Annotated in this window: 11 protein-coding genes; 9 read left to right on the top strand and 2 right to left on the bottom strand. The window is 64.6% G+C overall.

Annotation, left to right across the window (positions count from 1 at the left end; genetic code table 11):
• The 4 genes from EOA75_RS03615 to xdhC all read left to right on the top strand — a co-directional run.
• Positions 1-149: hydroxyisourate hydrolase (locus EOA75_RS03615; RefSeq protein ID WP_206516960.1), on the top strand; the 149-nt coding region annotated here is incomplete at its 5' end.
• A 3-nt stretch (positions 150-152) separates the two neighbouring features.
• Positions 153-1,631 (top strand): xanthine dehydrogenase small subunit, encoded by a 1,479-nt coding sequence (xdhA, locus tag EOA75_RS03610; RefSeq protein ID WP_127323653.1) that lies wholly within the window; start codon positions 153-155, stop codon positions 1,629-1,631.
• On the top strand, positions 1,631-3,994 hold the full coding sequence (gene xdhB, locus EOA75_RS03605; protein ID WP_127323652.1) for a xanthine dehydrogenase molybdopterin binding subunit: 2,364 nt from the start codon (positions 1,631-1,633) through the stop codon (positions 3,992-3,994). Before xdhA ends, xdhB begins: the two co-directional genes overlap by 1 nt.
• Positions 3,995-4,056: 62 nt before the next feature.
• On the top strand, positions 4,057-5,052 hold the full coding sequence (xdhC, locus tag EOA75_RS03600; protein WP_127214761.1) for a xanthine dehydrogenase accessory protein XdhC: 996 nt from the start codon (positions 4,057-4,059) through the stop codon (positions 5,050-5,052).
• Between the two features lie 25 nt (positions 5,053-5,077).
• On the opposite strand, the gene dps is transcribed toward xdhC, so the two are convergent.
• Positions 5,078-5,566, bottom strand: a complete 489-nt coding sequence (gene dps, locus EOA75_RS03595; protein ID WP_067324121.1) for a DNA starvation/stationary phase protection protein Dps — start codon at positions 5,564-5,566, stop codon at positions 5,078-5,080.
• A 249-nt stretch (positions 5,567-5,815) separates the two neighbouring features.
• Here dps and EOA75_RS03590 point away from each other — a divergent pair, with 249 nt between their 5' ends.
• The gene (locus tag EOA75_RS03590) at positions 5,816-6,652 is read left to right on the top strand and encodes a PhzF family phenazine biosynthesis protein (protein ID WP_127214759.1); all 837 of its coding nucleotides are present in this window, start codon (positions 5,816-5,818) and stop codon (positions 6,650-6,652) included.
• Between the two features lie 37 nt (positions 6,653-6,689).
• Here the strand turns inward: EOA75_RS03590 and EOA75_RS03585 are convergent, their stop codons facing one another.
• Positions 6,690-7,610: a LysR family transcriptional regulator gene (locus EOA75_RS03585; protein ID WP_127214757.1), complete on the bottom strand. Its 921-nt coding sequence runs from the start codon at positions 7,608-7,610 to the stop codon at positions 6,690-6,692.
• A gap of 151 nt (positions 7,611-7,761) precedes the next feature.
• On the opposite strand from EOA75_RS03585, the gene EOA75_RS03580 reads away from it, so the two are divergent.
• From EOA75_RS03580 to EOA75_RS03565, 4 genes are all read left to right on the top strand, one after another.
• Positions 7,762-8,988, top strand: a complete 1,227-nt coding sequence (locus EOA75_RS03580; protein ID WP_127214755.1) for a urate hydroxylase PuuD — start codon at positions 7,762-7,764, stop codon at positions 8,986-8,988.
• A gap of 2 nt (positions 8,989-8,990) precedes the next feature.
• Positions 8,991-10,304, top strand: a complete 1,314-nt coding sequence (guaD, locus tag EOA75_RS03575) for a guanine deaminase (protein ID WP_127323651.1) — start codon at positions 8,991-8,993, stop codon at positions 10,302-10,304.
• Positions 10,305-10,379: 75 nt separating this feature from the next.
• A complete protein-coding gene (locus tag EOA75_RS03570; protein WP_067324128.1) occupies positions 10,380-10,883 on the top strand; it encodes a heme-degrading domain-containing protein in 504 nt (167 codons plus the stop codon).
• Positions 10,880-12,139 (top strand): glycerate kinase, encoded by a 1,260-nt coding sequence (locus EOA75_RS03565; RefSeq protein WP_127323650.1) that lies wholly within the window; start codon positions 10,880-10,882, stop codon positions 12,137-12,139. The genes EOA75_RS03570 and EOA75_RS03565 overlap by 4 nt, the downstream gene beginning before the upstream one ends.
• Positions 12,140-12,349: the final 210 nt, after the last annotated feature.

Below are 12,349 nucleotides of genomic sequence, written 5' to 3'. Positions count from 1 at the left end.
GCGATTATCTGCGCGGGCAGGGCGCCAGCCTGCCGGAGCCGGCTTTCCTCGACACCGTGCCGATCCGCTTCGGCATGGCGGAGGAGCGGCATTATCATGTGCCGCTCTTGATCTCGCCCTACGGCTACTCGACCTATCGCGGGAGCTGAGACATGGCCGACAAGACCCGTGACCAGATACGCTTCATCCTGAACGGCGACGATGTCGCGCTGAACGACATCGCCCCCGACGCGACCCTGCTCGACTGGCTGCGGTTGAACCGCTCGCTGCGCGGCACCAAGGAAGGCTGCGCCGAGGGCGATTGCGGCGCCTGCACGGTGCTGGTCGGCAAGCTGTCGGTCGAGGGCCTGGTCTATGAAAGCGTCAATGCCTGCATCCGCTTCATGGGCTCGCTCGACGGCACGCATGTCGTCACCGTCGAGCATCTGCGCGGCAATGGGGAACAGCTTCACCCCGTGCAGCAGGCGATGGTCGATTTCCATGGCTCGCAATGCGGTTTCTGCACGCCTGGCTTCGTCATGTCGCTCTATGCGCTGTGGATGAAGACGCCCAACCCGTCCGACGCGGCGATCGAAAAGGCGCTGCAGGGCAATCTCTGCCGCTGTACCGGCTACGAGGCGATCATGCGCGCCGCGCGCGCCATATCAAGCTACGGCAAGGCGGCGAAGGACCCGCTGGCAGTGGAGCGCAAGGATATCACTGCACGGCTGGGAGCGCTGCGCGACGGCGCCAGGGTCGAGGTCGGTTCGGGTAAGGAGCGGCTGATCGTGCCGGCTGGCGTCGACGATTTCGCCATGGCGCTCGAGAAGGAGCCTGGCGCCACCATCGTTGCCGGCTCGACCGATGTCGGGCTGTGGGTCACCAAGCATATGCGCGACATCTCGCCGGCTATCTTCATCGGTGGCCTCGACGGCTTGCGCACGATCTCGGAGACCGATGGCGTGATTACGATCGGCGCCGGCGTGACTTACAGCGAAGCCTTCGCCACGCTTTCCAGGCGTATCCCGGCCTTGGGACCGCTGGTCGACCGCATCGGCGGCGAGCAGGTGCGCAACATGGGCACCATCGGCGGCAACATCGCCAACGGCTCTCCGATCGGCGACACGCCGCCGCCGCTGATCGCGCTCGGCGCGCGGCTAACGCTCCGCAAGGGCAATGCCCGACGCACGATCCCGCTCGAAACCTTCTTCATTGCCTATGGCAAGCAGGATCGGCAGCCCGGCGAATTCGTCGAGGCCGTCCATGTGCCCGTGCCGGCAGAGGGCACGAAATTTGCCGTCTACAAGGTCACCAAGCGCCGCGACGAGGACATTACCGCTACCCTCGGCGCCTTCTATCTGACCGAGGCCAAGAACGGCACCGTGGCGGATATCCGTATCGCCTATGGCGGCATGGCGCCGACGCCGAAGCGGGCGACTGCGGTTGAAACCGCCCTTATCGGCAAAGTCTGGAGCGAAGCGAGTGTCGAGTCCGCGATGGCCGAATACGCCAGCGACTTCACGCCAATTACCGATATGCGTGCAACCGCCGAGTATCGGGCGCTGGCGGCGAGAAATCTTTTGCTGCGCTTTTATGTCGAAACCACCGGCACCAGGGCGCCGTTCCAAGTGACCCGCAACGAGGTGGCCTGATGAACAAGCACGCCACTCCCAACCTCAAGGCCGAAAAAATCGTCGGCGGCGTCGCCACCGAGCAGCGGCACGATTCCGCGCACAAGCATGTCAGCGGCGCCGCCGTCTATATCGACGACATGCCTGAGCCTGCCGGCACGCTGCATGTCGGCCTTGGCCTCGCCAAGGTCGCGCACGGCACGCTGAAGAGCATCGATCTGTCGGCGGTGCGCGCAACGCCAGGCGTCGTCGATGTGCTGACCTGTGCCGACGTGCCCGGCGAGAACGACGTCTCGCCGAGCAACATGCATGACGATCCGGTGCTCGCCGAGCACAAGGTGCTATTCTACGGCCAGCCGATCTTCGCCGTGGTAGCCGAGACACGCGAGGCGGCGCGCCGCGCGGCACGCCTGGCTAGGATCGAATATGACGAGCTTCCGGCTGTGATCGACATCTGGGACCTCGACCCGGTCAAGGACAAGCAGGTCACCACGCCGCTGATCCTGAAGCGCGGCGATGCGGCCGCGGCGATTGCGGCGGCACCCCGCCGCATCAAGAACCGCATGTGGCTTGGCGGCCAGGACCATTTCTACCTCGAGGGCCAGGTCTCGCTGGCGATCCCCGGTGAGGACGACGAGGTGATCGTCTATTGCTCGACGCAGGGGCCGAGCGAGACGCAGCATCTGGTTGCGCATGCGCTCGGCGTGCCGAGCCATGCGGTGACGGTGGAAGTGCGCCGCATGGGCGGCGGCTTCGGCGGCAAGGAGACGCAGGCCAACCAATGCGCGGCCATAGCCGCCATCGCGGCCAAGAAGCTGGGGCGCGCGGTGAAGATCAGGCTCGACCGCGACGAGGACATGACCGCCACAGGCAAGCGGCATGATTTTGCCATCGACTACGAGGTCGGCTTCGACGACGAGGGCAACATCCTCGGCGTCGATTTCACCTATGCCCTGCGCTGCGGCTTCTCCGCCGACCTGTCCGGTCCGGTCGGCGACCGGGCGCTCTTCCATTGCGACAACGCTTACTTCTATCCGGCGGTGCACGCGAAATCGGCGCCGCTTTTCACCAACACGGTCTCGAACACTGCTTTCCGCGGCTTTGGCGGCCCGCAAGGCATGGTCGGCGCGGAGCGCGTCATCGACGAAGTGGCCTTCGCGGTCGGCAAGGATCCGCTCGAAATCCGCAAGCTCAATTTCTATGACCCGATGGATGCGATCGGCGAACGCTGCCTCACGCCCTATCACCAGAAGGTCGAGGACAACATCATCCACCGCATCGTCGCGGAGCTGGAGGAAAGCGCCAATTATGCGCGGCGGCGGCGCGAGATCAGCGCCTTCAACAACAACAGCCGCTTTATCAAGCGCGGCCTGGCGCTGACGCCGGTCAAGTTCGGCATTTCCTTCACAAAGACCGAGGCCAACCAGGCCGGCGCCCTGGTGCATGTCTATGCCGACGGCTCGGTGCATATGAACCATGGCGGCACCGAAATGGGCCAGGGCCTTCATCTCAAGGTGGCGCAGGTCGTCGCCGAGGAATTCCAGATCGATCTCGACCGGGTCAAGATCACCGCCACCACCACAGCCAAGGTGCCGAACACCTCGCCGACGGCGGCATCTTCCGGCGCCGACCTTAACGGCATGGCGGCGCAGGATGCCGCTCGGCAGATCCGCAAGCGGCTGACGGATTTCGCGGCCGAAAAATACCAGGTGCCGCTCGACCAGGTCGTGTTCCTGCCCAACCGGGTGCGCATCGGCAACCAGGAAATCGCCTTCAGCGATCTGGTCAAGCAAGCCTACATGAACCGCGTCCAGCTCTCGGCGGCTGGCTTCTACAAAACGCCGAAGATCCATTGGGACCGCAGCAAGGGCCGCGGCCATGCCTTCTACTACTACGCCTATGGCGCGGCCTGCTCGGAAGTCTCGGTCGATACGCTGACGGGCGAATATGTCGTCGAGCGCACCGACATCCTGCACGATGCCGGCCGCTCGCTGAACAGCGCGATCGACCTCGGCCAGGTCGAGGGCGGCTTCATCCAGGGCATGGGCTGGCTGACGACGGAAGAGCTTTGGTGGGACAACGGCGGCCGGCTGCGCACGCATGCGCCGTCGACCTACAAGATCCCGCTCGCTTCCGACCGGCCAAAAATCTTCAACGTCAAGCTGACCGACTGGTCATCGGCCTACGAGCCGACCATCCATCGCTCCAAGGCGGTCGGCGAGCCGCCGCTGCCACACGGCATGTCGGTGCTGCATGCACTCTCCGACGCGGTGGCGAGTGTCGCCGATCACAGGATCTGCCCGCGCCTCGATGCCCCGGCGACGCCGGAACGGGTGCTGATGGCGATCGAAAGGCTGAAGCGGGAAGCCGCAAAGCCGGCCTGAACCGGCCAAAACGTGCAATTCGAGGTGCGAAACGCTATATTTCCTGGGTGGAAATGCAGACGATGAACTCGAAAGTGCAAAGCCTGAAGGCGTTTCTCGGCCAGGCCGGCCGGGCCGCGCTCGTCGAGGTCGCGGCCACCAAGGGCTCGACCCCGCGCGAAGCCGGCGCCTTCATGCTCGTCTCACCATCGGCGATTTTCGGCACCATCGGCGGCGGCCAGCTTGAATTCATGGCGATCGACAAGGCGCGGCAGATGCTTTTCTCCTCCCTTGAGGGCGAGATGGCCGCGAAGCGGCCAGAGGGGGTGCTCTCAGAAGGCAAGCGAGCGCCGAGCACTGCCCCGGTGACCCAACCTGGCGGCTCCGCCGCCACCCTGCCCTGGAGGGGGAGGGAAGCCCGCATCGAGGTCGACGAAACCTGCGCGACCCTGGATGTTCCACTGGGTCCTGAAATCGGCCAATGCTGCGGCGGCCGAGTCGAGGTTCTGATCCGCTTGGTTGACGCTAAGATCGAACAGGAACTGGTAGCCAAGGCCGAGGCCGAGGAGGCGCATCTGCCGCATGTCTATGTCTTTGGCGGCGGCCATGTCGGCCAGGCGCTGGCCGCGTCGTTGGCGCTGCTGCCCATTCATGTGGAGGTCGTCGAGACGCGGGCCGATGCGCTGGAAGGCATGCCGGAAACGGTTGAGACGCGGCTGACGCCGATGCCCGAAGCGGTGGTGCGCGAAGCCCGTGCGGGATCGGCCTTCGCCATCCTCACCCATGACCATGCGCTGGATTTCCTGATCGTCGCCGAGGCGCTGAAGCGCGACGACGCCGCCTATGTCGGCATGATCGGCTCGAAGACCAAGAAGGCGACGTTCAAGAACTGGTTCCTGAAGTCCGACGAGGGCAGCGAGGCCCAGTTCAACCGTCTCGTCTCGCCGATCGGCGGCAATGCCGTGAAGGACAAGCGCCCGCCGGTGATCGCCGCGCTCGCCGCCGCCGAGATCATGACGGCGCTGGTGTCGCATGCGGTCCAGGCCTCGGCCGCGCCCGCAAAGGCGATGGCCGGCTGATTCAGCCGGGGAGGAGCCTAGCCGGCTATTCCTTTTCCTGCGTATGCGCTTCGAGGAACCACAGCAACTTGTCGAGCGAACGCGAGTAGGCGGTAAAAATGTCGGCGGTGTCGGCATCGCCGGCGTCGTCCGCCTCGTCGATCGCCTCACGCGCCAGCCTGGCAGCGGTGGCATAGCGGTCGATCAGCGCCGCCAGATGATCCTTGGTCTTGTGGATGTCGGTCGGATAGGGCTGGAGCTTCGTTGCCCTCGACACCTCCTGCGAGGTGCCGTGCGCGGTGCCGCCAAGCTGCACGGCGCGTTCTGCGATGATGTCGACATGGCCGTCGATCTCCTCGCGGAACTCGTCGAGCATCTCATGGATGGCGATGAACTGCGGGCCCTTGACGTTCCAGTGCGCCTGCTTGGTGACCAGCGCCAGGTCGATGGCATCGGCAAGCCTGGCATTGAGAAGATCGATCGATTCCTTCTTGGCGTCGGATTTGAGGTCGTTCTTGGTGACAATGGCGTCCATGGTCGGCTCCTGTGGCGCTGGGTCGCTGTGAAAGCTGGGGACTTGGTCTCGAAGGGCGGCCGTGCAGCCGCCAATCGCCAGAACGGCGACGGAGCGGGTTTCGTTCCGCGTCGGATCGAGGGGCGCACAGCTGGCGAAGGTATGACTGATGCTCACAGCTGCTCGTCGCTTTCTTCGTTTCCCAAACCGGATTGAACCGTGTTTTCTGCACGCCTGGCGAACACGAATGACGAACACGGGACGAGCGACATGGATGTCTTGCGCATAGCGGCATTTTCGGACGGCAACAGCGGCGGCAACCCGGCCGGCGTGGTGATTGGCGAGGTTCTGCCCGACGCCGCAGACATGCAGCGCGTCGCTGCAGAGGTCGGCTTTTCCGAGACCGCCTTTGCCGCACGTGAAGGCGACGGCTGGCGTGTCCGCTACTTTTCGCCCGAATCGGAAGTGCCGTTCTGCGGCCATGCCACCATCGCGCTGGGCGCGGCCCTCGTTAGAAAGTTCGGTGACGGAATTTTCAAGCTGCTCCTGAATCAGGCCGCCATCACCGTCGAAGGGTTTCGCGACGGCGCCAACTTTGCCGCCGCCCTGCAGTCGCCGCCGACGCGCAGCCGGCCGGCCCCGTCGGAGCTGGCCGGCGAGACCCTGGCCATGTTCGGTTACCAGCCGGGCGATCTCGATCCCGCCATTCCGCCGGCGCTGATTCATGGCGGCGCCGACCATCTGGTGCTGGCCTTGAAGTCGCGCAAGGCGCTCGCCGCCATGGCCTATGACCTGAAACAGGGCCGGGCCCTGATGCGGCGCGAGGGACTGGTAACGATCCTGCTCGCCTATGCCGAAACGCCGCGTCTCTTCCACACGCGCAATCCCTTCGCTTCCGGCGGCGTCTACGAGGATCCGGCGACCGGCGCTGCCGCCGCCGCCTTTGCCGGCTATCTGCGCGACATTGGCTGGGCGCATGGCGGCGCGATCGATATCGCTCAGGGCGAGGATATGGGCATGCGCTCGCGGCTGCATGCCGATATTCCGCCCACCCCGGGCAGCTCGATCCGGGTATCCGGCACAGCCCGCCTGATGGACGAAGACTGAGTGTGGTCACCCACGCGAAGGCGCGTGCCCGCCAGCCCTACCTACCGGCAAGAATGTCCTTGATCAGCCGCTGGCAGCGATCGGCCATGAAGTCGAGCAGCAGGCGCACCTTCGGATCCTGCAGCTTCTTGTGCGGATAGACGGCAGCGAACTGCACCGGCGTCGGCGGCGTCGTTGCCAGGATCACTCTCAGCCGCTGATCGCGGATGAACGGCTCGACCTCGAAGCGCGGCTTGTTGATGATGCCGCGCCCCGACAGCGCCCAGCCTGTCAGCACATCGCCATCGTCCGTATCGTAGGGTCCATGCACCTCGAATTTCTGCGGACCGCTCGGCGTCTGCAGCGTCCAGACATATTCGCGCGTGCCGGAATAGCGCAGCATCAGGCAATCATGTTTCTTGCCGATCAGTTCCTGCGGCTCGACCGGCTCGCCGCGCGCCTCGAGGTATTTCGGCGCCGCCACCAGCACGCGCTCGCATTCCATGATGCCGCGCATCCGAAGGCTGGAATCCTCGATGATGCCAAGCCGGAAGGCGACGTCGATGCCTTCCTTCATGATGTCGACATTGTGGTCGGAGAGTCTCAGCCGCACCTCGATATCGGGGTATTTGTCGTGGAAATCCGGAATGCCCGAGGCGATCAGCCGCCGGCCGAGGCCGAGCGGCGCCGTTACCTTGATCGTGCCGCGCGGCTGGCCGGAGAGTGCTGCGACCGCGGCCTCCGCCTCGGTGATCGCGTCCAGCACCTGCTTGGCGCCGGTGTAGAACACGGTGCCGTGCTCGGTCGGCATCAGCTGCCTCGTGGTGCGGTTGAACAGCCGCACGCCGAGGTGCTTCTCCAACTCCTTGATGCGGTTGGAGGCGACCGCCGGTGAGATGCGCATGTCGCGCCCGGCCGCCGACAGATTGCCGAGCTCGACGACGCGGACGAAGACGGCGATGTTGTCGAGATAGGCCATGCGACGGTCGTGGCTCTCAAATGGCTGCGTGGGACGACCCTAGTATTTTCCATTTTTTTTTGAAAGTCATCGCGCGCCCCGCCTCTTTTCGTTTGCGCTCCAGACCGTAAAGTCGCCTGATCGGCAGGGACGATTTCCCAGGGGCGACTCGATGATGGATTTTGCGATTTTCTGGGACTGGCTGAGCTTCGCCGTCCGCTGGCTGCATGTCATCACCGGCATCGCCTGGATCGGCTCGTCCTTCTATTTCGTCGCCCTCGATCTCGGGCTGCGCCAGCGTCCCGGCCTGCCCGCCGGCGCCTTCGGCGAGGAGTGGCAGGTGCATGGCGGCGGCTTCTACCACATCCAGAAATATCTCGTGGCGCCGGCGGAGATGCCGGAGCACCTGACCTGGTTCAAATGGGAATCCTACGCCACCTGGCTGTCGGGCTTCGCCATGCTTTGCGTGGTCTATTATGCCGGCGCCGACCTCTTCCTGATCGACCCCAACGTGCTCAACATCTCGGTACCCGTCGGCATCCTCTTGTCGCTGGCAACGATCGGCGTCGGCTGGATCGTCTATGACCTGCTCTGCCGCTCGCCGCTCGGCAAAAGCGATACCGGCCTGATGCTGGTGCTCTACTTCGTGCTGGTCTTCATCGCCTGGGGGCTGACGCACCTCTTCACCGGCCGCGCCGCCTTCCTGCATCTCGGCGCCATCACCGCCACGATCATGTCGGCCAATGTCTTCATGGTCATCATCCCCAACCAGAAGATCGTCGTGGCCGACCTGATCGCCGGCCGCAAGCCGGACCCGAAATACGGCAAGATTGCCAAGCAGCGCTCGCTGCACAACAACTACCTGACCTTGCCGGTGCTGTTTCTGATGCTGTCGAACCACTACCCGCTGGCCTTCGGCACCCAATTCAACTGGGTCATCGCCTCGCTGGTCTTCATCATCGGCGTGCTGATTCGGCACTATTTCAACACCGTGCACGCGAGGAAGGGGAACCCGACCTGGACCTGGCTGGGTGCCGCCGTGCTGTTCATGGTCGTCATCTGGCTGTCGACCGTGCCCAAGGTGCTGACGGGGGAGTCCAAGACCTCCGCGGCATCCGCTGCTGCCCAGGTCTACATTGCCTCGGCGCATTTCCCGGCCGTGCGCGACACCGTGCTCGGCCGTTGTTCGATGTGCCATACCGAAGAGCCGGCCTATGAAGGAATTTACCATGCGCCGAAGGGCGTGTTGCTCGACACCGACGCGCGCATCGCCGAGCATGCCCGGGAGATCTACCTCCAGGCCGGCCGCGCGCATGCCATGCCGCCCGCCAACGTCACTCAGATAACCGACCAGGAACGGGCCCTTTTGGTGGCCTGGTTCGAAGGCGCCGGAAAGTAAGCATGACCTCGAAACTCCTGCGCGGCCGCACGCTCTCCTTCCTGCGCTGGCCCGAAGCAATCGACGACCATTCCGCCTGGCGCTACGAGGAGGATGGCGGGCTGCTGATCGACGACGGCAAGATCATTGCCGCCGGTCCGTATGCCGAGATCGCCAAGCGCGCCGGCGCCGGCGTCGAGACGATCGATCATCGCCCGCATCTCATCCTGCCGGGCTTCATCGATGCGCATGTGCATGTTCCGCAGATGCAGATCATCGCGTCCTACGGCGCCGAGCTGCTCGACTGGCTGAACAAATACACCTTTCCGGAGGAGTCGAAATTCGCGAACGCGCAGCATGGCCGCCGCATCGCCAGGCTCTTCCTCGACGAGATGCTGCGCCAGGGCACGACGACGGTCGTCGCCTATTGCTCGGTGCACAAATCGTCGGCCGAAGCCTTCTTCGCCGAATCGCACGACCGCAATATGCTCAACATCGCCGGCAAGGTGATGATGGACCGCAATGCGCCGGAGGGCGTGCTGGACACACCGCAGACCGGCTATGACGACAGCAAGGCGCTGATTGCCGAATGGCACGGCAAGGGCCGCCAGCTCTATGCCATCACCCCGCGCTTCGCCATCACCTCCTCGCCCGAGCAGATGGAGATGGCCGGCGCGCTCTGCCGTGAGCATCCCGATCTGCACATGCAGACGCATCTGTCGGAAAACCACGCCGAGATCGCCTTCACCCAGGAGCTCTACCCCTGGTCGCGCGACTACACTGACGTCTATGAGCATTACGGCCTGCTGGGCAAAAAGAGCCTTTTCGGCCACTGCATCCATCTATCCGAGCGCGAAGCCGATGCGCTGTCGCAATCGGGTTCGATTGCGGTGTTCTGCCCGACCTCCAATCTCTTCCTTGGCTCCGGCCTGTTCGACTACCAGCGCTACCGCCGCCGCGAAAAGCCGCTCAGCATCGCTGCCGCCAGCGATGTCGGCGGCGGCACCAACTATTCGATGCTGCGGACCATGGAGGAGGGCTACAAAGTCATCGCGCTGAATGGCGAGAAGCTGAACCCCTTCCAGTCCTTCTGGCAGCTGACGCGCGGCAATGCCGAGGCGCTGTCTGTCGCCGAAAAAATCGGCACGCTGGAAGAAGGCACGGATGCCGACATTGTCGTGCTCGACGCCAACGCCACGCCGGCGATGCGGCTGAGGATGGAGACGGTGGAGACCCTTGCGGAAGAGCTCTTCCTGCTACAGACGCTGGGCGACGATCGCGCCGTGAGCGAGGTCTATGTGGCGGGCCGGCCGGCCAAGAGCGCGATTGTCGCATAGATTACATGTGCTCGTCGCTTGACCCCGCGTCAGCCATCGGCCAAAGCGTGCGTCGACATTGACAGGGGAAACGCCATGGCTGCCGCCGACGACATCGCTCTGATCAAGAAACAAGAAGCCACGCTGGTCTTTCCGGCCTTCGACGAAGCCGTGGCCTTCCAGATAGGCGCGGCGATCAGGGAGCGGGCGCTCAACGAAAACCTGCCGATTATCGTCGATATTAGGACCTTCGACCGTCCCCTATTCTATGCCGCTATGCCGGGCTCCAACGCCTCCAACCCCGACTGGGCGCGGCGCAAGATCAATGTCGTCAAGCGCTATCTCAGAAGCACCTATCGCATGGTGCTGGAGCAGCAGCGACCCGACCGCACCTTCAAGGTCGGCGAAGCACTCGACATTGCCGACTATGTGCTGGCCGGCGGCGGCTTTCCCGTCGCGGTGAAGGGCGCAGGCGTGATCGGCGTCATCGCCGTCTCCGGTCTGCCCGAACGAGAAGACCACGGTGTCGTTGTCGATGCGCTCTGCGCCCATCTCGGAGTCGATGCGAGCAAGCTGAAGTTGCCGCCGGAAGAGCAATGACCGATCCAAAAACTTTCCTTACGTCGATCTTCAACGCCGCCGTCGCCGCCGCCGATCCGGAGAAGACGATCCGCAATCATTTGCCGGCAAAGCCGAAGGGCCGCACCATCGTTATCGGCGCCGGCAAGGGCTCGGCGCAGATGGCGGCGGCCTTCGAGAAGGTCTGGGATGGTCCGATCGATGGGCTGGTCGTGACCCGCTACGGCTATGGCGCAAAATCCGAGCGCATCGAGATCATCGAGGCGGCGCACCCGGTGCCGGACGCCGCCGGCCTCGAAGCCTCGCGTCGGCTGTTGGAGAAGGTGCGGGGACTGAGCGCGGACGATCTGGTCGTGGCGCTGATTTCGGGCGGCGGCTCGGCGCTGCTGCCGTCGCCCGCTCCCGGCCTGACTCTTGCCGACGAGATCGCCGTCAACGAGGCGCTGCTCGCTTCCGGCGCGCCGATCGCGGCGATGAACACCATCCGCAAGCACGTCTCGACCATAAAGGGCGGCCGGCTGGCCGGCGCCGCTCATCCGGCCCGGGTCGTATCGCTGGTCGTCTCCGACATTCCCGGCGACAATCCGGCGCTGGTGGCCTCGGGGCCGACCGTCCCCGACACCGGCAGCCGCGCGGATGCGCTGGCGTCGATCGCCGCCTACGGCATGAGCCTGCCGGATGCGGTCATGGCGCATATCCAGTCTGCCGCAGCCGATGCGCCACGCTCCGACGATCCGCGCTTTGCCGGCAATCAAGTGCATCTCATCGCCTCGGCCGGCGTCTCGCTGGAAGCCGCGGCCGCCGCAGCGAAGCGGCAAGGCATCGAGGCCGTCATCCTGTCGGATTCGATCGAGGGCGAGGCGCGCGAGGTCGGCGGCGTGCATGCCGCGATTGCCCGCGAGGTGGCGACCCGTAACCGGCCTTTCGAGAAGCCGATGCTGATCCTCTCCGGCGGCGAGACGACGGTAACGCTGCGGGCGAAGGGCAAGGGCGGCCGGAATTCCGAATTCCTGCTTGCCTTCGCCATCGGTATCGATGGGGTCAGCGGCATCCATGCTTTAGCCGCTGACACCGACGGCATCGACGGCTCCGAGGACAATGCCGGCGCCTTCGCCGACGGCACGACCGTGGCGCGCATGCGTGCCGCAGGCGTCGATGCTAAGGCTATGCTTGCCGGCAACAATGCCTGGACCGCCTTCAACGCGGTCGGCGATCTGTTCGTGCCCGGTCCGACCGGGACCAACGTCAATGATCTAAGGGCGATACTCGTCCGGTAGCGCAATAAACGCTGAAGTCGTCATTCCAGGGCGAAGCAGGAGCGAAGCTCCGTCGCGGAGACCCTGGAATCCATTCCGTGACCTCGGGCATGGAATGCAGCGGAGCAGAATTGTGCATCGTTGCGACGCCTGCAGGTAACGGAATGATCCTCAGGTCTGCGCGCGTCGCTCCGCTCCTTGCTTCGCCCGTGGACGACGAGGCGACGGGCA

This window comes from Mesorhizobium sp. M1A.F.Ca.IN.022.07.1.1 (assembly GCF_003997575.1).
Taxonomy (GTDB): Bacteria; Pseudomonadota; Alphaproteobacteria; order Rhizobiales; family Rhizobiaceae; genus Mesorhizobium.
This window is presented reverse-complemented; position numbering and strand designations above follow the sequence as displayed.